Origin of the sequence: Novosphingobium sp. MBES04 (assembly GCF_000813185.1) — a bacterium.
Classification (GTDB): Bacteria; Pseudomonadota; Alphaproteobacteria; order Sphingomonadales; family Sphingomonadaceae; genus Novosphingobium; species Novosphingobium decolorationis.
On the sequence record NZ_DF850489.1, the window covers coordinates 684,318 to 707,977 of the forward strand.

Consider the following 23,660-nt stretch of genomic DNA (forward strand, 5'->3'; position numbering starts at 1 on the left):
CTCCCATATGGGAGGTTCGCGCCGCTGTCATCCCTGTAGGTTCAGGCTATTCCCGTTCCCAGGCGCTGTCGCCCGGGGGACGCGCACGGCTCGAAGAGGGAGTTCGATGAAGAAACTGACGCATCTTGAAAGGCTGGAAGCGGAAAGCATCCAGATCATCCGCGAGGTCGCCGCCGAGGCCGACAAGCCGGTCATGCTCTACTCGGTGGGCAAGGACAGCGCGGTGATGCTCCACCTTGCGCGCAAGGCCTTCTATCCCTCGCCGCCGCCGTTCCCGCTGCTCCACGTCGACACGACCTGGAAGTTCAAGGCCATGTACGACCTGCGCGACAAGATGGCCGAGATGTCGGGCATGGAACTGCTCGTCTACAACAACCCCGAAGCCAAGGAAAAGGGCATCAACCCCTTCGACCATGGCTCGCTTCACACCGACATGTGGAAGACCGAAGGGCTGAAGCAGGCGCTCGACAAGTACGGTTTCGATGCCGCCTTCGGCGGGGCCCGCCGCGACGAGGAAAAGAGCCGCGCCAAGGAGCGTATCTTCTCGTTCCGCACGTCCTCGCACGGCTGGGACCCGAAGAACCAGCGCCCCGAGCTGTGGAACCTCTACAACGCGAAGAAGGCGCGCGGCGAATCGATCCGCGTCTTCCCGATCTCGAACTGGACCGAGCTCGACGTGTGGCAGTACATCCGCCTCGAGAACATCCCCATCGTGCCGCTCTACTTCGCCGAGAAGCGCCCGACCTTCGAGTGGGAAGGTGGCCTGTTCATGGCCGATGATCCCGAGCGCTTGGAAAAGGTCCTGGGCTACATGCCCGAGATCACCGAGAAGTCGATCCGCTTCCGCACGCTTGGCTGCTTCCCGCTGACCGGCGCGGTCGAGAGCGAAGCCTCGACGCTGACCGAGGTCATCCAGGAGACGCTCCTGACCACCACCAGTGAGCGGCAGGGCCGCGTGATCGACAAGGATGCCGGCGGTGCCGGTATGGAAGTCAAGAAGCAGCAGGGGTACTTCTGATGGCCGATATCGAGACCAAAGAGGCCGCATACGTCGTCGACAAGCTGATCGCCGAGGACATCGACAGCTATCTCGACCAGCACGAACACAAGACCATGCTGCGCTTCATTACCTGTGGCAGCGTGGATGACGGCAAGTCGACCCTGATCGGGCGCCTGCTCTACGATTCGAAGATGATCTTCGAGGACCAGCTCGACGCGCTCGCCAACGACTCCAAGAAGGTCGGCACGCAGGGGCAGGAGATCGACTTCGCGCTCCTCGTCGACGGCCTCGCCGCCGAACGTGAGCAGGGCATCACCATCGACGTCGCCTACCGCTTCTTCAACACCGAGAAGCGCAAGTTCATCGTCGCCGACTGCCCGGGCCACGAGCAGTACACGCGCAACATGGTGACCGGCGCCTCGACCTCGGACCTCGCCGTCATCCTGATTGACGCGCGCAAGGGCGTGCTCGTCCAGACTCGTCGCCATAGCTACCTCTGCAAGCTTCTGGGCGTGAAGAACATCGTCCTGGCCGTCAACAAGATGGATCTTGTCGACTACAGCCAGGAGGTCTTCGACAAGATCCTCGCCGACTACCGCGAGTTCGCCGAATCGATCGGCATCGAGAACTTCACGGCGATGCCGATCTCGGGCTACAAGGGTGACAACATCACTACGCTTTCCGAGAACACGCCCTGGTACAAGGCCCCGGAATACGCCGGTGTTCCGCTTATCGAGCACTTGGAGACCGTCGAAGTCCTGACCTCGGACGATGCGGACAAGCCGTTCCGCATGCCGGTGCAGTGGGTGAACCGTCCCAACCTCGACTTCCGCGGCTTCTCGGGTCAGATCGCGACCGGCGTGGTCAAGCCCAAGGACAAGATCCGCGTTCTGCCTTCGGGCAAGACCAGCACCGTCTCCAAGATCGTCACCTTCGATGGCGAGCTGGAAGAGGCCGGGGCCGGTCAGTCGGTGACGATCTGCTTCGAGGACGAGATCGACTGCTCGCGCGGTTCGGTGATCTCAGTCGCCGATGCGCCGCCGCAGACCGCCGACCAGTTCGAATCGACCTTCGTGTGGATGGCGGACGAGGCGATGGTGCCGGGCCGTGCCTACTGGATGAAGATCGGTACGCAGATGGTGTCGGCCTCGGTTGCCGAACCCAAGTACGAGATCAACGTCAACACGATGGAAGAGCTGGCGGCCAAGACGCTTGAGCTCAACTCCATCGGCGTGGCCGAGATGACGACCGACAAGCAGATCGTCTTCGAGCCCTACACCGAGAACCGCCAGCTTGGCGGCTTCATCCTGATCGACAAGATGACCAACGCGACGGTCGCGGCGGGCATGATCAACTTCAGCTTGCGCCGTTCGCAGAACGTCCACTGGCAGGCGGTCGACATCAGCCGCACGCAGCACGCCGCGCTCAAGAACCAGAAGCCGGCCGTGCTGTGGTTCACGGGGCTCTCGGGTTCGGGCAAGTCGACGATTGCCAACATGGTCGAGAAGAAGCTGCACCGGATGAACCGGCACACCTTCCTGCTCGATGGCGACAACGTGCGCCACGGTCTCAACAAGGACCTGGGCTTCACCGAGAGCGACCGCATCGAGAACATCCGCCGCGTGGGCGAGGTCTCCAAGCTGATGACCGATGCCGGCCTGATCGTGATCACTGCGTTCATCTCGCCGTTCCAGGCCGACCGTGAGCTGGTGCGCGCGATGCTGCCCGAGGGCGAGTTCCTCGAGGTCTTCATCGACACGCCGCTCAAGGTTGCCGAAGCGCGCGACGTGAAGGGCCTCTACAAGAAGGCCCGTGCCGGTGAGCTCAAGAACTTCACGGGCATCGACAGCCCCTATGAAGCTCCGCGCAATCCTGAAATCCGCATCGACACGACCAAACTTTCGCCAGAAGAGGCGGCAGACCTGATCGTCGACACGCTGCTGGGAGACGTCTGATGACGATGACCGACGGCGACCTTGCGGCGCATCTCGCCAACGTTGCGGGCAAGATCCTCATCGAGGTGCGCGAATCCGGCATGTTCGAGGGCAAGTCCCTCGGCAAGGCCGGCGACCAGACGGCCAACCAGTTCCTCGTTCACGCGCTGCGCGAGCAGCGCGCCGAGGACGGCCTTCTCTCCGAAGAGGAGAAGGACAACGCCGAGCGTCTCGCCAAGGAGCGCGTGTGGATCGTCGATCCGGTCGACGGCACGCGTGAATATGGCGAAGCGCGCGCCGACTGGGCGGTCCATGTCGGCATGGCGGTAAACGGCGTGCCGACGCTGGGCGCGGTCGCGCTGCCAGGGGCCGACATGGTGCTGCGTTCGGATCAGCCGGGTGAAATCCCGGCTGCGCCCGAGAAGCTGCGCATGGTGGTCAGCCGCACGCGTCCAGCCAAGGAAGCGACCGGCGTGTGCGAGGCCATCGGCGGCGAGCTCGTCCCGATGGGCTCGGCGGGCGCCAAGGCTATGGCGATCCTGCGCGGCGAAGCGGACATCTACCTGCACTCGGGCGGCCAGTACGAGTGGGATAGCTGCGCGCCCGCAGCGGTCGCACTGGGCTGGGGCCTTCATGCCTCGCGCATCGATGGCAGCCCGCTCGTCTACAACCAGGAAGACGTCTACATGCCCGACCTGCTGATCTGCCGGAAGGAGCATGCCGAGATGGTGCTGGAGAAGGTCAAGGCCTTCCTCTGACACCCCATGTCCACGAAAACGTGAAAGGCCCGTCCCGGGATGCCGGGGCGGGCCTTTCACGTTTCGGATGGGGCGCGGCTCTGTCCGGCCGGGATCAGCTCTCGCTGGCGTTGGCGTGGATGCGGTCCATGAATGCGCACATCTGTTCCAGTTCGCCGTCGCTGAAACCCTTGAAGAGCTGGGCCTCGTTCTCGGTTGCGGCCTCGCCCAGAGCGGCGAGTACCGGGGCGGCTGCCTCGGTCACGTAGACGACACGCGCGCGCCGATCGTCCTCCTTGGCGCGGCGCTCAAGCAGGCCTTCCTGGCACAGCTTGTCGATAAGGCGCCCGGCCGAGGCTTCGGACATGTCGAGATACTCGGCGATGCAGCGCTGGGTCGAGCCGGGATAGCGTGCGACAATCGCGATCATCGTCCATTGCGAGCGGGTGGCCTGGAGTGAAGCGGCCTTCCGGTCGAAGGAATTGCGCAGCAACCGGGCGAGGACGGAAAGGCGGATGCCGACCTGCCGCTGCAGCGAATCTGTCTCTGTAAACAGCGATTTCATGGTCTTGCCGGTGCTGGCATCCGGCGCATTCGTGCTCACGTCTCGTTCCTCGTAGTCGCGCATCGCCCGCGCAGGTCACAGGGGACGTGCCCCGTGGTGAAAGGCGGCACGCATGGTGCATCGCCGCCCATCGCGTGTCGCGCACGCGGGGTCAAGTGGACGCGCGCTGCGCCGATTGCATGGGCGGGTGCCTAGTTTGCGGCCTCGTCGGGGCGCGGCTGACTTACCCACTCGCCGCCGAGCACGCGGTAGAGCGTGATGCGGTTGACCGCGCGGGCAAGTCGCATGCCCACTTCGGCCTGCCGCGCGGCATAGAGGCTGCGCTGGGCATCAAGGTTCTCCAGCGAACTGGCCATGCCCTGCCGGTAGGTGACCTCGACGAGGCGCGCGTTGTCGGCGGAGACTTCGGTGAAGTTGGTGGCCGCATCCAGCCGCTCGGCGATGGTCCCCTGGTCGGCGAGCGCGTCGGCGGTCTCGCGAAAGGCGGTCTGGATCGCACCTTCGTAGGTTGCAAGCGCGGCGTCGCGCTGGGCCTTGGCAACGCCGACATTGGCGCTGCGGCCGCCCGCGTTGAAGATCGACCATTCGCCGTTGCCGCCGTAGCTGGTGGAGCGCGACGCCTCGTCGAAGAGACCGGAGAGCGACTGCGCGGCAAAGCCGGTCAGAGCCGAGAGCGAGATGGTGGGGAAGAGCTGCGCGCGTGCAACACCGATGTTGGCGTTGGCGGCCCGCAGCGAATACTCGGCCTCCAGCACATCGGGGCGGCTGAGCAGGATGGTCGTATCGGCGCTGGCCGGGACTTCGGCAAGCGCGGCGTTGACGCGCGTGATGCTGCCTGGAAGCGCGCTTTCGTCGAAGTCCGCGCCGACGAGCAGGCGAAGGGCGTTGACGTCCTGGGCAAGCGCGGTCTTCTGGGCGGCCAGGTCGCTGCGCGCGGTTTCGAGCACTTGCTGGGCCTGACGCAGTTCGCTGCGCGCCGCGATCCCCCCTTCGAGGCGTGCCTGGGTCAGGCGCACGCTTTCCCCGGCGATGCGCGCGGTGTCTTCGGCGATGCGCAGCAGTTCACGGTCCGCGGCGTAGGTCGCCCAGCCTTGCGCGATGTCGGCAACGAGGCCGAGCTGTACGGTGCGTGCGGCCGCTTCGGTCGAAAGTGCAGTGTTGACCTGCGCGGCGGTGGCGTTCTTGAGCCGCCCGAACAGGTCGAGCTCGAAATTCGAGACGCCGCCGCGAAGGGCGTAGGACCAGCCGTTGAGGCCGAAGCCGCCGCCCGTCTCCTGGTGGGTGGCGGATGCGGTGGTGGCAAGCGCCGGGAACTGGTTGGCCCGCGTTACCTTCACCTGGGCTCGGGCCGCTGCGATATTGGCCGCCGCGACCCTGAGGTTGCGGTTGTTCTCGAGCGCCTGTGCGATCAACTCCTGCAGCGCGGGGTCCTCGAAGACCTCGGCATAGGTGAGCGGGTGGGGCTCGGCGCTCACCGTGTCACGATAGGCTTCGCCGTCGGGCCATGTCTGGGGCACCGGGCTGTCGGGCTGGACGTACTTGGGGGCCATCGAACAGGCGCCCAGCAGGGCGGCGCTAAGAAGGGCGCTCGTGCGCCTCAGATGCGAGCGGACGATGCGCGTCGACGGCCTCATGCCGCGTCTCCTGCGTTGGAGGCTTTTTTCTCGCGGCGCGTTTCGAGGCGGGCGCGGGCGGCGGCGAGGCCGTCGCGTACGCTGCGGCGCACGATCACGAAGAACAGCGGGATGAAGAAGATCGCAAGAATCGTCGCGGTCAACATGCCGCCCACGACCGAGGTGCCGATGGCGATGCGGCTGTTGGCGCCCGCACCCGAGGCGGTCGCGAGCGGGATCACGCCGAAGATGAAGGCGAAGCTCGTCATCAGGATCGGGCGCAGGCGGATGCGCGCGGCTTCGACCGCGGCCTCAATCACGCGCATGCCCTGACGCTCGGCGTGTTCGGCAAATTCGATCATCAGGATGGCGTTCTTCGCGGCGAGGCCCATCGTGGTGAGCAGGCCGATCTGCAGGTAGACGTCGTTCTCCAGCCCGCGCAGCGTAACCGCAAGGATCGCGCCCAGGAGGCCCAGCGGAATGATCAGGATCACCGCAATCGGGATCGACCAGCTTTCATAGAGCGCGGCAAGGCACAGGAACACGACCAGCAGCGAGAGCGCATAGAGCAGCGGCGCTTGCCCCGAGGAGAGGCGCTCCTGATAGGAGGAGCCCGCCCAGGCGACCGAGATGCCCTGGAACTGGTGGGAGAGCTCTTCCATCACGTCCATCGCCGTACCCGAGCTGACCCCGTCGGCGGGCGTGCCCGAGAATTCGTAGGCCATCAGGCCGTTGAAGCGCGAGGTGGAACTGGGCGCGGTCGACCAGCTGGTTTTCGCAAAGGCGGAGAAGGGCACCATCTGGTTGTCCGAGCCACGCACGAACCACTTGTAGAGGTCTTCCGGGCGCGAGCGCGAATCCGCCTCGCCCTGGACGTAGACGCGCTTCACGCGGCCCTTGTCGATGAAGTCGTTGACGTAAGTACCACCCCAGGCGGTCTGCAGTGTCGAATTCACGTTGGCGGGCGTCAGGCCATAGGCCGTGAGCGCGGCAATGTTGTTGTCGACCTTGAGCGTGGACACCTCGGGAAGGTCGGAGAGGCGCACGCTGGAGAGGCGCTCGTCGGCCTGGGCGGCGGCGAGCAACTGGTCGCGCACTTCCTGGAACTTCTCGCGCGTCAGGCCAGACTGGTTCTGCAGCTCCATGGTGAAGCCCGAGGACTGACCAAGGCCGCGGATCGCGCCGGGCACGAGGACGAAGACCTGGGCATTGCGCAGCTTGGCAAAGGCCTGGTTGGCGCGTGCGACAATCGCGGTCGCGGCCTGGTCGGGGCGCGTGCGCTCGGACCAGTCGCGCAGGCGGATGAAGCTGGAGCCGGCGTTCTGGCCCGATCCGCCCGGACCGCCGCCCGAGATGGCGAACAGGCCGGTGATGTTTTCGGCTTCTTCCTTGAGGAAGTACTGCTCGACGATATGCTGGATGTCCTGGGTTTTCGAGAGCGGCGTGCCCGAGGGCAGGCGCCACTGGACCATGATGTCGCCCTGGTCCTCGTTCGGGAGGAAGCCGGTGGGCAGGCGCTGGAACAGGAAGAAGGTGCCTGCACAGATGAGGGCGAAAAGTGTGAGCCAGCGCCACTTGTGGGCGACCACCGTCTCGACCTGACGCGCGTAGGCATCGCTCATCCTGTCAAACGAGCGGTTGAACCAGGTGTGGAACTTCTCCCAGGCGCGCGCGAGCCAGGGCAGATGACGTTCGGTCCAGGTCTTCTTGCGGTCAGGGGCCCGGTTCTTGCCCTTGAGAAGCTGCGCGCACAGCGCCGGGCTGAGCACGAGGGCAACAAGCACCGAGAGGACCATGGCCGCCACGATGGTGAGCGAGAACTGGCGGTAGATGACGCCGGTGGAGCCCCCGAAGAAGGCCATCGGCAAGAACACGGCCGAAAGCACGAGGCCAATCGCGATCAGCGCGACCTGGATTTCCTTCATGGATTCCAGGGTCGCATCGCGCGCGCTCATGCCCGGATTTTCCTCAAGCAGGCGCTCGACGTTCTCGACCACGACGATGGCGTCATCGACGAGGAGGCCGATCGCCAGGACAAGGCCGAACAGCGTCAATGTGTTGAGCGAGAAGCCCATGAGGTAGAAGATGGCAAAGGTGCCCAGCAGCACGACCGGAACGGCAATCGCCGGGATCAGCGTTGCGCGCCAGCTCTGCAGGAACACGAACATGACGATCACGACGAGGATGATCGCCTCGAACAGGGCCTTTTCGACCTCGTCGACCGAAAGCTGGATGAACTTGGTGCTGTCGCGGCCGTACTCGAACTCGATGCCCTCGGGCATGTTCTGCGCGAGTTCCTCGACCTTGGCCTTGACCCGTTGCGCGGTGGCAAGGGCGTCGGCGCCCGGCGAGAGCGAGACGGACAGGCCTGCGCCCGGGAAACCGTTGTAGTTGGTGACGACCGAGTAGCTTTCGGCGCCCATCTCGACACGGCCAAGATCCCCCACCGTGACGGTCGAACCGTCAGGGTTGCTCTTCACCACGATGGCCCGGAACTGTTCGGCGGTCTGCAGGCGCGAGCCGGCGGTGACCGTGGCGGTCAGGGCCTGATCGTCCGGTGCGGGCAGATCGCCCACGCTGCCTGCGGCCACTTCGGTGTTCTGGGCCTGAATCGCCGAGACGACGTCGGCTGGGATCAGCGAGACGGCCGAAAGCTTGCGCGGATCGAGCCAGATGCGCATCGCGTGGGGCGCGCCAAAGACGTTGACCTCGCCCACACCCTCGACGCGTGAGAGCGGGTCCTGGATGTTGGAGGTGAGGTAGTCGGAAACGTCCTGGTTGGAGCGGTTGCCGGTCGAATCGTAGACCGAGACGACCATCAGCTGGTCCGGGTTCGACTTGGTGACGCGCACGCCCTGCGCCTGCACGGCCTGGGGCAGGCGCGAGAGCGCGGACTGGACCTTGTTCTGGACCTGGACCTGCGCAATGTCGGGATCGGTGCCCTTGGCGAAGATCGCGCTGATCGAGGCGCGGCCGCGGTTGCTCGACTGCGAGCTGAAATAGAGAAGTCCGTCGATACCGGTCAGGTTCTGCTCGATGACCTGGGTGACGCTGTTCTCGATGGTTTCGGCCGAGGCGCCGGTGTAGGTCGCGCTGATGTTGACCTGGGTCGGCGCGATGTCAGGGTACTGTTCGTTGGGCAGGAACATGAGCGCGCCGAGCCCGGCGAGCATGACCACGATGGCAAGCACCCATGCGAAGATGGGGCGGTCGATGAAGATCCGTGACATGGGGGCTTAGCGACCCTGCCCGGCAGGCTTGGGGCGTTCGACCGGCTGCGGCTGCGAAGCGGCCACGGCCTTGACCGGCATGCCCTGCCTGAGGCCGTTGAGGCCCTGCACGATGATCCTGTCGCCCTTCTTCAGGCCCTTGGTGACGACGAAGAACTCCTTGTAGGTGCGCCCGGCATCGAGGTTGCGGCGCACCGCCTTGCCGTCCGGCCCCGCCAGCATGACGTACCCGGTCCCGTCGAAGTCGCGCTGGACGGCGCCCTGGGGAACGAGGAAGGCGCCCGGGTTGCGGGCCTGGTCGAAGATGGCGGTTGCGAACATGCCGGGCAGCAGCAGCCCTTCGGGATTGGGGAACTGCGCGCGCAGGGTGACCGTGCCGGTGTCCTGATTGACGGTCACTTCGGAGAACTGGACCCGGCCGGGTAACCCGTAGTCGGTGCCGTCGTCGAGCTGGAGGCGCACTTCGGTGCTGCCCGGCTCTGCGCCGCCCTGGCTCAGCTGACGGCGCAGCGCGATAAGTTCGGAGGCTGACTGCTGCATGTCGACGTACATCGGGTCGGTGCGCTGGATCACCGCCATGGGATCGGCCTGGCTGTCGCTGACGAGTGCGCCGACGGTGACGAGGTTGCGTCCGATGGTGCCCGAGATCGGGGCGGGGACGGTGGAGAAGCGCAAGTTGACGCGCGCGGTCTCCAGCGCGGCGCTGGCCTGGGCGATGGCGGCCTGCGCCACGCCTGCATCGGCCTTGGCGTCGGTGTAGTCCTGCCGGGCGACAGCTTCCATCTCGGCAAGCGGCTTGAGGCGCGCGGCGCGGGCCTTGGCGGATTCGGCGGTGGCCTTCGCGCTGGCGAGGTTGGCTTCCGCTTCATGGACGGCCGCGCGGTAGAGGCTGGGGTCGATCTGGTAGAGAGGTTGCCCGGCCCGGACGGTGGAGCCCTGCGTGAAGTAGATCTTCTTGATGACGCCGGTTACCTGCGGGCGCACTTCGGAGGTCTCGTAGGCGACCGTGCGTGCGTTCAGCGATACCGGCATCGGTACCGTGCTCGGCTTGGCCTCAATGATCCCCACTTCGACTTCGCGCCCGCCCATTCCGGGTCCTGCTTCCTGCTGCGAACAGCCGGAAACCGCGACACTTGCGAGCATGAGGGCCGCAAGTGCCGGTTTGCAATGGTGGAAGGCATGCGAAAATGGGGAGTAGTACAAGCCGGTAACCTCAGTCGCGGGGAATGCGCCGTATCGAAAGAATTGTAGCGCAGTGCAAGCACTTGTGGACGCTGTGCGACAATTTGTGACGACTGAATTCGGCGTCCGAACAGAATATTCCCGCGTATCAGCCGTTTGCGGCGAAATGCCCGCTCTGGTGCGAGGAGAACTTGCGGCAGTTACCGTCTGTCGGGGAAGTCGTGCGGTGTGGAAATGCCCCGCATTCGCGAGCTTTCGGGCGGGGCTGGCCGAGCCTGGGGCCTGTGTTCTTGCGTGCCCGTGCCGAAACAGCGGAGGTTTGGAGGAGGAGGAGCCGCCTCGGGCACGGGCACGCGCGCCGCGTGCTCCCGGGAAGGGGGGCGCGCGACGGATTGCAGTCTCGAAGGGGCGAGGCTGCAAGCCAAGTGAAAAGCGCTTCACATGGGCGCGTTGTTCCAGCTTGCAGGAGTGTCGGTCGACACCAAGGTTGCTGAAAAGCTGAACCTGAAATTTTGGTTGAGGAGCCGACTTACCTGCTTTTCTCAGGTTTTCAGCGTTGCACCAGCTTCATGGGGAAGTGGTGCCCGAGGGCGGATTCGAACCACCGACACTGCGATTTTCAGTCGCATGCTCTACCAACTGAGCTACTCGGGCATCTTCGTGATCGGCGTTTTCGTTTACCGCCGATCAGCTGGTTGCGGGCCTATGAAGAAGGGATTGATTCGTTGCAAGCCCTAAATTGGCAAGTTTTTTCAATCTTCGTCCTGATCCCCGGAAAACGGGGCCAAATCGCTTGAAGAAAGATCGGGAGGCCCCGGCAGGGCATAGCCGCCATCGAGCCATTGCAGCAGGTCGCGGTCCCGGCAGCGCTTTGAACAAAAGGGAGAATGTTCCTCGGACCGGGCCTTGCGGCAGATGGGGCAGGTGCGTTTGGGAGTCGTCATGATGCGACGGCCTGCGCGAAACCACCGCCAAGGGCAAGGCCATCGTCCACGCTCCAGCGCAGAGTGCGGCCGGTGCGGCGGGCCAGTTCCTCTTCCCATTCGGGGCGTATCGCGGCGCGCACCGCGCGCGAGGCACCAAGAAGGAGGATGCCCGGCTCGCTGACCGCTTCGGCCCGGCGCAGCAGCAGACGTGCCCCGGCGCCGGCAGGATCGTTGTGCACGCGGTGCAGCAGGGAGGGGCCCTCGCAGCGGGCGACAAGCTGGACGAAGCCAAACCCGTTCATGGCCGTGGACTGGTGGGGCCAGTGGTCCAGCGCTTCGGCCAGGGCCGTATCGACGGCGCGGCGCTCGTCCTTGCGCTCGAGGGATGGGAAGTCGATGCCGATCGCCCCGTTGAGATCAAGTTGCCCGATGCACGCGGCGATTGCCGGGACGGCGGCCATGGCCAGCGTGGCTGGGGGAAGGGTGCCGTCGATGTCGATCAGCGTCATCGCCGGAGTCGGGCTGACAAGGAGCGTGCCGCCGGGAAAGGGGATCTGTCCGTCGAGCGCCTGAAGCACGAGCTCGGGCCAGGGATCGTCCGGGAAGCGGCGCACCTGCTCGAGGGCAAAGCCATCGCGTTCCAGTTCCTCGCGCGGCGTGGGCGGCGGGCAGGGCGCCTTGTCGGTCGGGCGCACCTGCATGCGCTTGACGCGGCTGCCTTCATGGATGGCGCTGCGTGTCACGACAACACGTAAGGGCGCTCCCTCGCTGGCGCTCTTCTCAAGCCCGTCGATTAGAGCTTCTTCGCCCGAGGGCAGGCGCACGGTGCCGCGCCGGGAACCGGATTGGCGCGCGACGAGCCTGGCCTCGAGGACGGCGCCCGCGCGCGTCTCGCCGGGGAGGAACAGGCGCGCGGCCAGGACCTCGCCATCCTCGACAAGGACGGCGCGTGTCTCGCCGATGCCGTCCTCGATCAGCCAGCGCGGCATCGAAATGTCAGGTGAGGGGGAAGCCGGCGGCCTTCAGCAGGGCGCGGGCTTCGAACAGGGGCAGGCCGACGACAGCCGAATGGCTGCCCTGGATCCAGGCGATCAGGCCCTCGGCACGGCCCTGGATGGCGTAGCCACCGGCCTTGCCGTCCCAATCGCCGCTGGCGATGTAACCGTCGATTTCCTCGGCGGTCAGAGGTTTGAAGCGGACCACGGTCTCGCTCAGGCGCTCGTGCAGCGTGCCATCGGGATGGCGCAGGGCAATCGCGCTGAGAACGCGGTGGCGTCGGCCCGAGAGCAGCTTGAGGCAAGCGCGTGCGGTCGCCTCGTTCTCGGCCTTGGGTAGGATGCGCCGTCCGCAGGAGACCACGGTGTCGCCAGCGAGGATGTGCGCGTCGCTGTCCGGGATCGCCAGCGCCTTTTCACGCGCCATACGGCGGGCATAGACACGCGGAAGTTCGGCCTTTGCGGGCGTCTCGTCAATGTCGGCGGCGCAGATCTCTGCGGGTGTCACCCCGAGCCGCGCGAGCAATTCGCGACGGCGCGGGCTGGCAGAGGCCAGGACCAGGCGCGGCGCGGGCGCCGCGTCAGCAGTCTCGGTCATGGCAGATCAACTGGGTGATCAGGACGAGTAGCCGCCGGGGCCGCCGCGTCCGGGCATGAAGCGGTAGGTGATACGGCCCTTGGTCAGGTCGTAGGGGGTCAGTTCGACCAGCACCTCGTCGCCCACCAGCACGCGGATGCGGTTCTTGCGCATCTTGCCTGCCGTGTGGCCGAGGATCTCATGGCCGTTTTCCAGTTCGACGCGGAACATGGCGTTGGGCAGCAGCTCAACGATGCGGCCGCGCATTTCGAGAAGTTCTTCTTTCGCCATTGGCGATCAATATCCAATCGTTTTGTAGGGTGTTTGCGGCGCGACATAGCCATCAACCGGCCAAAATGGAAGCCTTCACGCAACAAGAAGGCCAATCGGGACTTATTGGCCTGTCGCAGGACCCACAATTTGCGACAAAGTGATACCGCGCGAAGGCTTGTCGAAACACATCCGAAACGGCAGCAGGACGTCACAGGGAGAGGCCGAATTTCTTTACGGAGACAGTGTTTGCGACTGACCTACCTTCTGGCCCTGGCCACCAGTGTTTCGATGCCGGCACTTGCCGCCGCCCAGGACATGTCGGTCCCTCCGGGCAGCGCGGCGACGAATACGGACGACGAGGAAGAACTCGGCGGGGCGCTCGGTTCCGATGCTGTTATCGGCAACGAGATCATCGTGACGGGCCGCAGCGTGCTGCCCGGCGCTGTCGATACGCCTTACGAGCCGATCCAGACCTTTGAGGAAAGCGACATCGCGGCTTATGGCGCGTCCTCCATCGCCGAGCTGCTCGACGCGATCTCGCCCCAGACGGGAAGCGGGCGTGGGCGCGGCGGCGGGCGTCCGGTGATGCTCGTCAACGGCCTGCGCATCACCAGCTGGCGCGAGATGCGCAACATTCCGCCCGAAGCCATCCGGCAGATGCAGGTCCTGCCCGAGGAAGTGGCGCTGCAATTCGGCTACTCGGCGGATCAGCGGGTGGTCAACCTGATCCTCAAGGACAATTTCGCGGCGGGAACCGGCGCGGGCGAATACAACCGCCCGACGCGCGGCGGCTATGACAATTATGAGCTGGAAACCGGCATTTTCAGCGTGTCGGGCCCGCGCCGCTACAACCTGTCGGCCAAGCTCACCGAAACCTCGATGCTGACCGAGGACGAGCGGGGCATCGCGCGCGAGCCGGGCGAGATGCCCACCGTGGCGGGCGATCCCGATCCCCGCCGCTTCCGCAGCCTTGCGGGTGACGAATCCGAACTGGAGATCAACGGCACCGTCACGCAGGGCCTCGGCGAAGGGGGCATGAACGGCCAGATCACCGGGAACCTGGCCTATACGCGCACGGTCACCAATTCGCTCTCGGGCCTCGACACGTTCACGCTGAGCGACGGCGCGGGCAATTCCGAGATCCGCACCTATGACGATCCGCTTGCGCAGCGGGTCTCCACCGATCTGTTCGAAGGCGGTCTGGGCTACAACCGGCAGATTGACGGCTGGCAGCTCAGCATCACCGGCGACGGCGCCTATACCGACACCGCGACCCAGGTGGACCGCCGCCGCGACACGAGCGCGATCGAGGCCGATGCGCTTGCCGGTGACCTCGACATCGCGGGGGCCTTGCCCCAGCTTCCCGGTCCGGGCGTCGACTTCGCGCGCAACCGCACGCTGGCGCTGACCTCGCTGGGCACCTTGTCGGGCCGTCCGGTCAGCCTCCCGGCGGGGGATGCGAGCCTGACGCTCAAGGCCGGGTACAATTATTCGCGCACGCTGAGCGATGACACCCGCAGCGAGTTCGACACCGTGCGCCTGACGCGCGGCGATGTCTCGGCGGGCGTCAACCTGGCACTGCCGCTGACGAGCCGGAACAACTACTTCCTCGATGCCATCGGCGATCTCTCGCTGAACCTGGGCGCCGGGATCAACCATCTTTCCGACTTCGGTACGCTGACCAACTGGACCGCGGGCCTCTCCTGGTCGCCGACCGAGACGCTGACGCTCCAGGCGACGTACTTGGGCGAAGAGGCCGCGCCCATGCTCTCACAGCTGGGTTCGCCGCAGATCGTGAACTACAACGTCTCGGTCTATGATTTCACCAATTCGACAACGGCGCTGGTGACCGCGACAAGCGGGGGCAATCCGGATCTCCTCAAGGAGAAGCGGCGGGACATCAAGCTCTCGGCCAACTGGCAGCTGCCGTTCCTCGACCGTTCAAACCTGGTTCTGGAGTATTTCCGCAACCGCTCGGATAACGTCTCGCAATCTTTCCCACTGCTGACGCCCGCCATCGAGGCCGCCTTCCCGGACCGGGTGACGCGCGACGAGAACGGCTCGCTCATCGCCATCGATCAGCGTCCGGTGACTTTCGATAAGGTGTCGAGTTCGAATGTGCGCTGGGGCTTCAATATCAGCGGGAGCCTGGGCGCCACCGAGCCTCCTTCGGGAGGTCCCTCGGCGCGCTCGCAGAATGCCGATGCCCCCCGCGGGCCGGGCGGTCCGGGAGGTCCCGGCGGCGGGCGCAACTTCGATCCGGGCCGCTTCGAGGCGATCAAGGCGGCGCTGTGTACAGAAGGGCAGGAGCCCGACCTTTCCGCGCTGCCCGAACCGATGCTGGCGCGTCTGCGCAAGGAAGACGGCTCGATCGACAAGGAGCGCCTCGCCGCGATGCGCGAGCGGATCTGCAATTCGGACGGACCGCCGTCGCGCGCCGGAGGAGCGGCTGCGCCCGCCTCGCCGGCGCCAGCACGTCGCGGTCCTCCGGGCGGGCGCTGGAACCTTTCGCTCTACCACACCTGGCGCCTGTCCGAAGACGTGCGCATCGGCCCGAACAGCCCCGTGCTCGACCAGCTGTCGGGCGAATCGCTGGCCGCTGGCGGCACGCCGCGCCATTCGATCGAGGCCGAGGGCGGGTTTTTCCTCAACGGCAACGGCGCGCGCCTGAAGGGCGAATGGAGCGCGCCTACACACGTCAACGGGACTGGTGCGCCGGGCAGCTCGGACCTGCGCTTTGGCAGTACGTTCGAGCTCGACCTGCGCATCTTCATGGACCTGGGGGGCAAGGAAAGCCTGGTGCAGAAGATGCCCTTCCTCAAGGGTTCGCGCCTCTCCTTCACGGTCGATAACATCCTTGATTCGCGCCAGAAGGTGACCAATGCCGGAGGCGAGATCCCGATTGCCTACCAGCGCGGGTACCGCGATCCGCAAGGGCGCGTTATCGGTATCGACTTCCGCAAGCTATTCTGAGGGCAGGCTCCGCTTAACTGCGGATAGGACGCGGACGGGGCTGGAGAAGCGCCGTCCGTGCCCCTATCTGGAGGACATGTCGCGAACACCGGCCGGAACTCCGGAAACTCCCCAGGGCACCGAACGCTTCCACGAGGATCGGGCCACCTCCACCGTGCGCGGGTCGGACAAGCCTGACCTCGAAGCCGGTGTCGAGGTGATCCGCGATACCGTGCGCACGCTGCCCACGCGTCCGGGCGTCTACCGCATGCAGGATTCGCGCGGCGAGGTTCTCTACGTTGGCAAGGCCCGCGTACTGCGCAACCGCGTTGCCAACTACACGCAGTGGGAACGCCTGCCCTCGCGCCTCCAGCGCATGGTCAGCCAGACCCGCTCGATGACCATCGTCACGACCAATTCCGAGGCCGAGGCGCTGCTCCTGGAAGCGCAGCTCATCAAGCGCTTTCGGCCCGCCTACAATGTGCTTCTGCGCGACGACAAATCGTTCCCCTTCATCCTTTTGCGTGCCGATCACGACTATCCGCGGATCATGAAGCACCGGGGCGCGCGCAAGGCCAAGGGCAATTACTATGGCCCTTTTGCCAGCGCGGGATCGGTCAACACCACGATTAATGCGCTTCAGAAACTCTTTCTCCTAAGGAGCTGTACTGACAGCTTTTTTGCGCGCCGTGATCGTCCCTGCCTGCTCTACCAGATCAAGCGCTGCTCGGCGCCATGCGTGGGCCGCATCGACGAGGCGGGCTATGCGGAACTGGTGCGCGAAGCGAAGGATTTCCTGGGCGGCAAGTCCAACGCGGTGCAGCGCAAGATCGAGGCGCAGATGGCCGAGGCGGCCGAAGCGCTCGACTTCGAGCGCGCGGCCATGCTGCGCGACCGCCTGCGCGCGGCGACCTTCATCCAGGGCAGCCAGGCGATCAACGCCGAAGGGCTCGACAGCGCCGACATCTTCGCGATGGCGGTGAACAATGGGCAGGTCGGGATCCAGGCCTTCTTCATCCGTGGCGGGCAGAACTGGGGGCACCGCGCCTTCTTCCCGACGCACACTGAGGGCCTTTCCGACGAGCAGGTGCTGCAGAGCTTCCTCACCCAGTTCTACGAAGAAGTGCCGCCAGCCAAGGTCATCCTTGTCGACCGTGAAATTCCCGAGAACGACCTCCTCTCTGAAGCCTTCCGCGAACTGGCCGGGCACAAGGTGGAAATTTCGGTGCCCCAGCGCGGTTCGCGTCGGCGCCTTATCGACCAGGCTGCGCGCAACGCGCTCGAAGCGCTCGAACGGCGCCTTGCCGAACGCGGCACGCAGGCCAAGGTCATGCGCGAGATGGCCGAGTTTCTCGAACTTCCCGAGATACCCCAGCGCATCGAAGTCTACGACAACTCGCACATTCAGGGCGCCAAGGCCCTGGGCGCGATGGTCGTGGCGGGGCCCGAGGGCTACATCAAGAACCAGTATCGCAAGTTCAACATTCGCGAGGCCCAGTCGAACGACGACTACGCGATGATGCGCGAGGTGATGACCCGCCGCTTCGGCCGCGCGATGGAAGAGGACCCGGACCGCGAAAGCGGCACCTGGCCCGACCTCGTCCTGATCGACGGCGGCAAGGGGCAGATGAGCGCGGTCAAGGAGGCGCTGGAGGAGCTGGGCGTCGAGGACGTGACGCTGATCGCCATTGCCAAGGGCCCGCACCACGGGCGCGAGGGGCGGGAGGTATTCCACTTTCCCGATGGGCGCGAGAAGATGCTGCCGGTCAATTCCCCGGTGCTGTTCTACCTTCAGCGTCTGCGCGACGAGGTCCACCGCTACGTCATCGGGGCGCACCGTGCCAAGCGCAGCCGCGCCATCACGGCGAGCCCGCTCGACGAAATCCCGGGCATCGGCCCGGCGCGCAAGCGCGCGCTGCTGCTGCATTTCGGGACAGCAGGCAAGGTGCGCGCGGCGAGCCTGGAAGACCTGCAACGCGCGCCCGGCGTCAGCGCGGCCGTGGCGCGCACGATCTACGATTTCTACCACCCGGGCGGGTGATCGGCAGGACGCTCCGCTAACCTGAGGCCAGCGCGGCAAGAAGCAGGAGCGCGACGATGTTGGTGATCTTGATCATCGGGTTCACGGCCGGTCCGGCGGTGTCCTTGTAGGGGTCGCCCACGGTGTCACCGGTGACGGCGGCCTTGTGGGCTTCGGAACCCTTGCCGCCGAAGTTGCCGTCCTCGATGTACTTCTTGGCGTTGTCCCAGGCGCCGCCGCCCGAGGTCATCGACAGCGCCAGGAAGAGGCCGCCGACGATCACGCCCAGCAGCAGCGCGCCAAGCGCGGCAAAGCCGTTCTCCCGCCCCGCCACCAGCGTGATCGCGAAATAGACCACGATAGGGGCCAGCACCGGAAGCAATGAGGGCACGATCATCTCCTTGATCGCGGCCTTGGTGACGAGATCGACCGTGCGCGCATAGTCGGGGCGGGTCTGGTGGGTCATGATGCCCGGGTTCGCCTTGAACTGCGCGCGCACGTCGCGCACGACATCGCCCGCCGCGCGTCCGACGGCGGTCATGCCCATCGCGCCGAAGAGATAGGGCAGGAGGGCGCCGAGCAGCAGTCCCACAATGACGTAGGGGTTCTCCAGACTGAAATCGACGGTGAGCTCGGGAAAGAACTCGCGCAGGTCCGTGGTGTAGGCGGCAAACAGCACCAGCGCGGCAAGCCCTGCCGAACCGATGGCGTAGCCTTTGGTGACGGCCTTGGTCGTGTTGCCCACCGCATCGAGCGCGTCGGTCTTGGCACGCACGCTGTCATCGAGCCCGGCCATCTCGGCAATCCCGCCTGCGTTGTCCGTGACAGGCCCATAGGCGTCGAGCGCCACGACCATGCCCGCCAGCGCCAGCATGGCGGTCGCTGCATAGGCGATCCCCAGTAACCCTGCGATCTGGTGGGCAACGATGATCCCGGCCACGATCAGTAGGGTGGGAAGGGCCGTCGCCTCCAGGCTGATGGCGAGGCCCTGGATGACGTTGGTGCCGTGCCCCGTGACCGAGGCCTTGGCGATGGACTTGACGGGGCGAAAGCTGGTGCCCGTGTAGTATTCGGTGATCCAGATGATGAGCCCTGTGATGGCAAGGCCGACCATCGCGCTGTGGAACAGGTCAAAGCCATGGACTTCGCGTGCGCCGACCTGGAACTCGCTTGCCATGCCGCCCAGGGCGTAGGAGATCGCGAGCCAGATCGCCGGGATCGAGAGCACAGCGGAGACCAGGAAGCCCTTGTACATGGCGCCCATGATGTTGGCCTTCCGGCCCAGCTTGACGAAGAAGGTGCCCACGATCGAGGTGACGATGCAGGCCCCTCCGATAAGCAGCGGAAGCGCCATGAGCGAGGGGAGCCGCGGGCCGACATCGCCCAGCAGCAGCGCGGTCAGGATCATCGTCGCGCCCACGGTGACGACGTAGGTTTCGAACAGGTCGGCGGCCATTCCGGCGCAGTCGCCCACGTTGTCGCCCACGTTGTCAGCAATGACGGCAGGGTTGCGCGGGTCATCCTCGGGAATGCCGGCCTCGACCTTGCCGACAAGGTCTGCGCCCACGTCCGCCGCCTTGGTGAAGATCCCTCCGCCCAGCCGCGCGAAGATCGAGATGAGCGAGGCCCCGAAGGCGAGGCCCGTAAGGCCGTTGACGACGCTGCGGTCCTCGCCGCTCCAGCCATGGCCGGCAGGCCCGGTGAGGTACCAGGAGAAGACGGCTATCGCGAGAAGGGCCAGGCCCGCCACAAGCATCCCGGTGATCGCGCCTGCCCGGAAGGCGAGGGTGAGGCCCTCCTGCAAACCGTCCTGCGCGGCCGAGGCGGTTCGGACGTTGGCGCGCACCGAGATGGTCATACCGATGAAGCCCGCGGTCCCGGACAGCACCGCGCCGATCACGAAGCCGGTCGCCGAAATCGCGCCCAGTGTCAGGAAGAGGATAACGGCCACGACCACACCGACGATGGCAATGGTGGTGTACTGGCGTTTGAGGTAGGCCTGTGCGCCTTCCTGGATGGCGGCGGCGATTTCCTGCATGCGGGTGTTGCCCGCATCGGCACCGAGCACGAACCGGCTGGTGACGAAGCCGTAGACCAGCGCCATCCCACCCAGGGCGATTGCAATCGTGAGTGCATTCACGCGATTGTCCCCTTCCCACTGTTATTATCGTTCTTGCGGCGGGTTTCTCCCGCTCAGGAGCTCTCAGAGCTACGCCTGTGCCGGGAAACTGGCAAGTTGCTTGTCAGGGGAGGGGGTCAGTGCTCGTAGCCAAGGTGGGTCGGGAGGGGGATTTCCGCACCCTCGCAGGTCAGGTGCAGACCCGCATCTGCGCCAATCGTGCCGAGCGCACGCACGGCGCCGCCCGTGGCCTTGGCGACAGCTTCGATGTGGGCCGTGTTTTGCGCTGGCGCGGTGAAGAGCAGGACATAATCATCGCCCGCACAGGCCGCTTTCATGCGGGCCTCGCGCGTGGTTCCGGCAAGAGCCGTGTACGCCGGAGACAGCGGCATGGCGCCAAGATCGATCCGGGCGCCGACAGCGCTGGCCGTAGCCAGGCGAGAGAGGTCGACGAGGAGGCCGTCTGAAACATCCATCATCGCATGCACATAGTGCGCAAGCGCCGGGCCGAGCGGGGTGAGGGGCATGGGGCGCCGGTAGCGGGTCTTCAGCCAGTCCGCCTCGGGTCCGGTTGCCGTTCGTGTTCCCTGCAGGATGTCGAGGCCGAGACCGGAATCGCCGATGGTCCCGCTGACCCACACGATATCGCCGGGGCGGGCCATCGTGCGGGCGGGCGGCTCGGTGCCTTCGGGGCCTTGGCCGAGTGCGGTCAGTGAGAAGCTGCGCGGCGCGCCTTCGGGCATGCGTACGGTGTCTCCGCCCAGCAGCGGCAGCGTAAAATGGCGGCAGGCCTCGGCCAGCCCCTCCAGGAAGGCGGTGTCCCAGGCGTCCTCGCCCAGCGCGTGCGAATAGAGGCAGCCGAGCGGGGAAGCCCCTTGGCCGAAAGGTCCGAGGCGTTGACCGCAACCAGCTTCCAGGCCACGTCCTGCGCCGGATCGTCGGGGAGGAAATGCACGCTCTCGACCACGGTGTCCATGGTCAGGACCAGGTCCGCGCCGCCCACGTTCAGGACGGCGGCATCGTCCATCAGCCCGCGCGCAGCGGTGCTGGACGCAAGGTTGCGCAGCGCCGAGATGAAGGCGGTTTCGGAGCTCATGGAAAAGAGGATAGACCGGAACGCGATGCTCCGGTCAATCCGGGTATCGGGCTTAGCGGACCGACTTCGCGACCGCGTCGAGGACGCCGTTCACGAACTTGGCTTCGCGCTCGTCGAAGAAGGCGTGGGCGACATCGACGTACTCGGTGATGACCGCGCCGGTCGGCACGTCGGCGCGGGCCATCAGTTCGTAGGCACCGGCGCGCAGGATCTGCAGCATCGTCTTGTCGAGGCGGGTAAGGGCCCAGCCTTCGGCAAGCTTGCCCGAGACGATCTCGTCGATTTCGTCGCGGCGCGCGATCACGCCCTTCACCACGTCGTCGAAGAAGGGGATGTCGGCATCGGCAAACTTCTCGTCGTCGATTTCCATGCCAAGGCGATGGCGGCGGAATTCGTCGAGGAGGCTGGCCTGGGGCGTGCCTTCCATGTCGAACTGGTAGAGCGCCTGGACGGCGGCGAGACGGGCGGCAGCCCGCGATTTCTTGGAACCGGACATTACTTTTCAAGCCTTACGGAAACGGAGCGGGCGTGCGCGGGAAGACCCTCGGCCTCGGCCAGCGCCACGGCGGCGGGGCCGACGGCGCCAAGGGCGGCCTCGTTCAGCTGGATGAAGCTGGTGCGCTTCATGAAGTCCAGCACGGAAAGCCCCGAGGAGAAGCGCGCGCGGCGCCCGGTGGGAAGAACGTGGTTGGGGCCGGCGACATAGTCCCCGACCGCTTCGGGGGTCATGCGGCCCAGGAACACCGACCCTGCGTGGCGGATCCTGGCAAAGATCGCTTCGGGATCGTCGGTGGCGATCTCGACGTGTTCGGCGGCAAGGCGGTTGGCGAGGGCGGGCGCCTCGTCGAAATTCTCGACCACGACGATGACGCCGTTGTCGTTCCACGAGGTGCGCGCGGTGCCTTCGGTCGAAAGCTTGGTGAGCTCACTCTCGATGGCCTCGGCGACGGCGTCGGCAAAGGCGGCATCGTCGGTAATGAGGATCGACTGCGAGGTCGGGTCGTGCTCGGCCTGGCTGAGAAGGTCGGCGGCGGTGTGGACCGGATCGTTCTTGCCATCCGCGATCACGAGGATCTCGCTCGGCCCTGCAACCATGTCGATGCCGACGACACCGTAAAGCTGGCGCTTGGCTTCGGCGACCCAGGCGTTGCCCGGGCCAGTGATGACGTCGACCGGCGCGATGCGCGCGGTGCCGTAGGCCAGCGCGCCCACCGCATGGGCTCCGCCCACACGCCAGACTTCGTCCACACCAGCGAGGTGCGCGGCGGCGAGCACCAGGGCATTCACCTCACCCTTGGGCGTCGGGGTGACGACGACGAGACGCTCCACGCCCGCAACCTTGGCGGGAATGGCGTTCATCAGCATCGAGGAGGGGTAGGCAGCGCGCCCACCCGGCACGTAAAGCCCGGCCGCATCGACCCCGCGCCAGACCGCGCCCAGGCGTACGCCGGCCGCATCGGTGTAGTCGCGATTCTCGGGCAGCTGGGCCTCGTGGTAGGCGCGGATGCGCTCTGCGGCGAGTTCAAGCGCGGTGCGAAGGTCAGTGTCGAGCGCGTCGAAGGCGGCCTTGCAATCCTCAGCCGAGACCTGCCAGCCCGTGGCGTCGAGATCGTGGCCGTCGAACTTCGCCGTCAGTTCGGCGAGCGCGGCATCGCCGCGCGTGCGCACGTCCTTGAGGATCGCGGCGACATCGGCCGCGACATCGGTCGCGCTTTCGCGCCGGTCATCGACGACGCGCGCGAACGCCTCCTCGAAGCCGGGATCTCGGGTGGAAAGGCGCTGCATCAGGCGGCTTCCTTCTCGCGCGCGACGGCGGCGCGGAAGGCATCGACCAGCGCGGCCACGCGCTCGTCGGTCTTGAGCGCGGCGCGGTTGACGATGAGGCGGGCGGAGATCTCGAGGATCTTGCTCGTCTCGATAAGGCCGTTTTCCTTCAGGGTCCGCCCGGTCGAGACAAGGTCCACGATGCGGCTGGAGAGGCCGAGCGTCGGGGCCAATTCCATCGCACCATTGAGCTTCACGACCTCGGCCTGCACGCCCAGTTTTTCAAAGTGGCGGCGGGTGAGGTTGGGATACTTGCTGGCAACGCGCAGGTGCGAGGGCAGCGTGTCGGTCTGCTCGCCCTTGATCTCGGCGACCGAGAGGTGGCAGTGCCCGATGTCGAGATCGACTGGCGCGTAGAGATCGGGGTAATTGAACTCCTCGACCACGTCCGAGCCGACGATGCCGACCTGCGCCGCGCCATGTGCGACGAACGTCGCGACATCGAACGCGCGCACGCGGATGAGACGCATGTCGCTGTTCTCGCACGCAAAGGAAAGCGCGCGCGACTTCTTGTCATGAAACTCGGCGTCGGGAACAACGCCTGCGCGCGCCATCAGCGGCAGAGCTTCATCGAGAATACGCCCCTTGGGCACGGCAAAGGTCAAAGGTGTCGGCAT

At 65.8% G+C, this 23,660-nt stretch carries 17 protein-coding genes, 1 tRNA gene and 1 pseudogene; 5 read left to right on the plus strand and 14 right to left on the minus strand.

Going from position 1 to position 23,660, the window contains the following annotated elements:
- The first annotated feature begins 7 nt into the window (after positions 1-7).
- Genes cysD through MBENS4_RS16910 form a run of 3 tightly spaced genes read left to right on the plus strand, consistent with a single transcriptional unit; the run spans position 8 to position 3,692 of the window.
- Positions 8-1,018 (plus strand): sulfate adenylyltransferase subunit CysD, encoded by a 1,011-nt coding sequence (gene cysD, locus MBENS4_RS16900; RefSeq protein ID WP_084592212.1) that lies wholly within the window; start codon positions 8-10, stop codon positions 1,016-1,018.
- Positions 1,018-2,955, plus strand: a complete 1,938-nt coding sequence (gene cysN, locus MBENS4_RS16905) for a sulfate adenylyltransferase subunit CysN (RefSeq protein WP_039392983.1) — start codon at positions 1,018-1,020, stop codon at positions 2,953-2,955. Before cysD ends, cysN begins: the two co-directional genes overlap by 1 nt.
- A gap of 5 nt (positions 2,956-2,960) precedes the next feature.
- The gene (locus MBENS4_RS16910; RefSeq protein ID WP_039395224.1) at positions 2,961-3,692 is read left to right on the plus strand and encodes a 3'(2'),5'-bisphosphate nucleotidase CysQ; all 732 of its coding nucleotides are present in this window, start codon (positions 2,961-2,963) and stop codon (positions 3,690-3,692) included.
- A gap of 94 nt (positions 3,693-3,786) precedes the next feature.
- Here MBENS4_RS16910 and MBENS4_RS16915 read toward each other — a convergent pair whose 3' ends face one another.
- The 9 genes from MBENS4_RS16915 to infA form a co-directional block, all read right to left on the minus strand.
- A complete protein-coding gene (locus MBENS4_RS16915) occupies positions 3,787-4,275 on the minus strand; it encodes a MarR family winged helix-turn-helix transcriptional regulator (RefSeq protein ID WP_340140846.1) in 489 nt (162 codons plus the stop codon).
- A 152-nt stretch (positions 4,276-4,427) separates the two neighbouring features.
- Positions 4,428-5,870, minus strand: a complete 1,443-nt coding sequence (locus MBENS4_RS16920) for an efflux transporter outer membrane subunit (RefSeq protein ID WP_052322478.1) — start codon at positions 5,868-5,870, stop codon at positions 4,428-4,430.
- Entirely contained in the window at positions 5,867-9,079 is a 3,213-nt protein-coding gene (locus MBENS4_RS16925) for a multidrug efflux RND transporter permease subunit (RefSeq protein ID WP_039392985.1), read from the minus strand. The genes MBENS4_RS16920 and MBENS4_RS16925 overlap by 4 nt, the downstream gene beginning before the upstream one ends.
- 6 nt (positions 9,080-9,085) lie before the next feature.
- The gene (locus MBENS4_RS16930; RefSeq protein ID WP_242404988.1) at positions 9,086-10,168 is read right to left on the minus strand and encodes an efflux RND transporter periplasmic adaptor subunit; all 1,083 of its coding nucleotides are present in this window, start codon (positions 10,166-10,168) and stop codon (positions 9,086-9,088) included.
- A 671-nt stretch (positions 10,169-10,839) separates the two neighbouring features.
- Positions 10,840-10,915: transfer RNA gene (locus MBENS4_RS16935), tRNA-Phe, on the minus strand.
- 98 nt (positions 10,916-11,013) lie between these two features.
- The gene (yacG, locus tag MBENS4_RS24880) at positions 11,014-11,205 is read right to left on the minus strand and encodes a DNA gyrase inhibitor YacG (protein WP_084592214.1); all 192 of its coding nucleotides are present in this window, start codon (positions 11,203-11,205) and stop codon (positions 11,014-11,016) included.
- Positions 11,202-12,176, minus strand: a complete 975-nt coding sequence (locus MBENS4_RS16940) for a ribonuclease (RefSeq protein WP_039392990.1) — start codon at positions 12,174-12,176, stop codon at positions 11,202-11,204. Before MBENS4_RS16940 ends, yacG begins: the two co-directional genes overlap by 4 nt.
- A gap of 7 nt (positions 12,177-12,183) precedes the next feature.
- On the minus strand, positions 12,184-12,780 hold the full coding sequence (locus MBENS4_RS16945; RefSeq protein ID WP_052322479.1) for a Maf family protein: 597 nt from the start codon (positions 12,778-12,780) through the stop codon (positions 12,184-12,186).
- Positions 12,781-12,798: 18 nt separating this feature from the next.
- A complete protein-coding gene (gene infA / locus MBENS4_RS16950) occupies positions 12,799-13,050 on the minus strand; it encodes a translation initiation factor IF-1 (protein WP_039392992.1) in 252 nt (83 codons plus the stop codon).
- A gap of 228 nt (positions 13,051-13,278) precedes the next feature.
- Here infA and MBENS4_RS16955 point away from each other — a divergent pair, with 228 nt between their 5' ends.
- Entirely contained in the window at positions 13,279-16,005 is a 2,727-nt protein-coding gene (locus tag MBENS4_RS16955; RefSeq protein WP_242404989.1) for a hypothetical protein, read from the plus strand.
- Positions 16,006-16,081: 76 nt separating this feature from the next.
- Positions 16,082-18,025 (plus strand): excinuclease ABC subunit UvrC, encoded by a 1,944-nt coding sequence (gene uvrC, locus MBENS4_RS16960; protein ID WP_039392994.1) that lies wholly within the window; start codon positions 16,082-16,084, stop codon positions 18,023-18,025.
- A 16-nt stretch (positions 18,026-18,041) separates the two neighbouring features.
- Here uvrC and MBENS4_RS16965 read toward each other — a convergent pair whose 3' ends face one another.
- The 5 genes and pseudogenes from MBENS4_RS16965 to hisG form a co-directional block, all read right to left on the minus strand.
- Positions 18,042-20,144, minus strand: a complete 2,103-nt coding sequence (locus tag MBENS4_RS16965; RefSeq protein ID WP_039392995.1) for a sodium-translocating pyrophosphatase — start codon at positions 20,142-20,144, stop codon at positions 18,042-18,044.
- 116 nt (positions 20,145-20,260) lie between these two features.
- A pseudogene (thiL, locus tag MBENS4_RS16970) lies at positions 20,261-21,219 on the minus strand (thiamine-phosphate kinase).
- Positions 21,220-21,271: 52 nt separating this feature from the next.
- Positions 21,272-21,715 (minus strand): transcription antitermination factor NusB, encoded by a 444-nt coding sequence (nusB, locus tag MBENS4_RS16975; RefSeq protein ID WP_039392997.1) that lies wholly within the window; start codon positions 21,713-21,715, stop codon positions 21,272-21,274.
- The gene (gene hisD / locus MBENS4_RS16980) at positions 21,715-23,004 is read right to left on the minus strand and encodes a histidinol dehydrogenase (protein ID WP_039392999.1); all 1,290 of its coding nucleotides are present in this window, start codon (positions 23,002-23,004) and stop codon (positions 21,715-21,717) included. The genes nusB and hisD overlap by 1 nt, the downstream gene beginning before the upstream one ends.
- Positions 23,004-23,660: an ATP phosphoribosyltransferase gene (gene hisG, locus MBENS4_RS16985; RefSeq protein ID WP_039393002.1), complete on the minus strand. Its 657-nt coding sequence runs from the start codon at positions 23,658-23,660 to the stop codon at positions 23,004-23,006. Before hisG ends, hisD begins: the two co-directional genes overlap by 1 nt.

Bases quoted from the DNA above. Each gene is read 5' to 3' on its own strand.
- cysD (WP_084592212.1), top strand. From the start codon at position 8: ATGGGAGGTTCGCGCCGCTGTCATCCCTGTAGGTTCAGGCTATTCCCG.
- cysN (WP_039392983.1), top strand. From the start codon at position 1,018: ATGGCCGATATCGAGACCAAAGAGGCCGCATACGTCGTCGACAAGCTG.
- MBENS4_RS16910 (WP_039395224.1), top strand. From the start codon at position 2,961: ATGACCGACGGCGACCTTGCGGCGCATCTCGCCAACGTTGCGGGCAAG.
- MBENS4_RS16920 (WP_052322478.1), bottom strand. From the start codon at position 5,870: ATGAGGCCGTCGACGCGCATCGTCCGCTCGCATCTGAGGCGCACGAGC.
- MBENS4_RS16925 (WP_039392985.1), bottom strand. From the start codon at position 9,079: ATGTCACGGATCTTCATCGACCGCCCCATCTTCGCATGGGTGCTTGCC.
- MBENS4_RS16930 (WP_242404988.1), bottom strand. From the start codon at position 10,168: ATGGGCGGGCGCGAAGTCGAAGTGGGGATCATTGAGGCCAAGCCGAGC.
- yacG (WP_084592214.1), bottom strand. From the start codon at position 11,205: ATGACGACTCCCAAACGCACCTGCCCCATCTGCCGCAAGGCCCGGTCC.
- MBENS4_RS16940 (WP_039392990.1), bottom strand. From the start codon at position 12,176: ATGCCGCGCTGGCTGATCGAGGACGGCATCGGCGAGACACGCGCCGTC.
- MBENS4_RS16945 (WP_052322479.1), bottom strand. From the start codon at position 12,780: ATGACCGAGACTGCTGACGCGGCGCCCGCGCCGCGCCTGGTCCTGGCC.
- infA (WP_039392992.1), bottom strand. From the start codon at position 13,050: ATGGCGAAAGAAGAACTTCTCGAAATGCGCGGCCGCATCGTTGAGCTG.
- uvrC (WP_039392994.1), top strand. From the start codon at position 16,082: ATGTCGCGAACACCGGCCGGAACTCCGGAAACTCCCCAGGGCACCGAA.
- nusB (WP_039392997.1), bottom strand. From the start codon at position 21,715: ATGTCCGGTTCCAAGAAATCGCGGGCTGCCGCCCGTCTCGCCGCCGTC.
- hisD (WP_039392999.1), bottom strand. From the start codon at position 23,004: ATGCAGCGCCTTTCCACCCGAGATCCCGGCTTCGAGGAGGCGTTCGCG.
- hisG (WP_039393002.1), bottom strand. From the start codon at position 23,660: ATGCCGACACCTTTGACCTTTGCCGTGCCCAAGGGGCGTATTCTCGAT.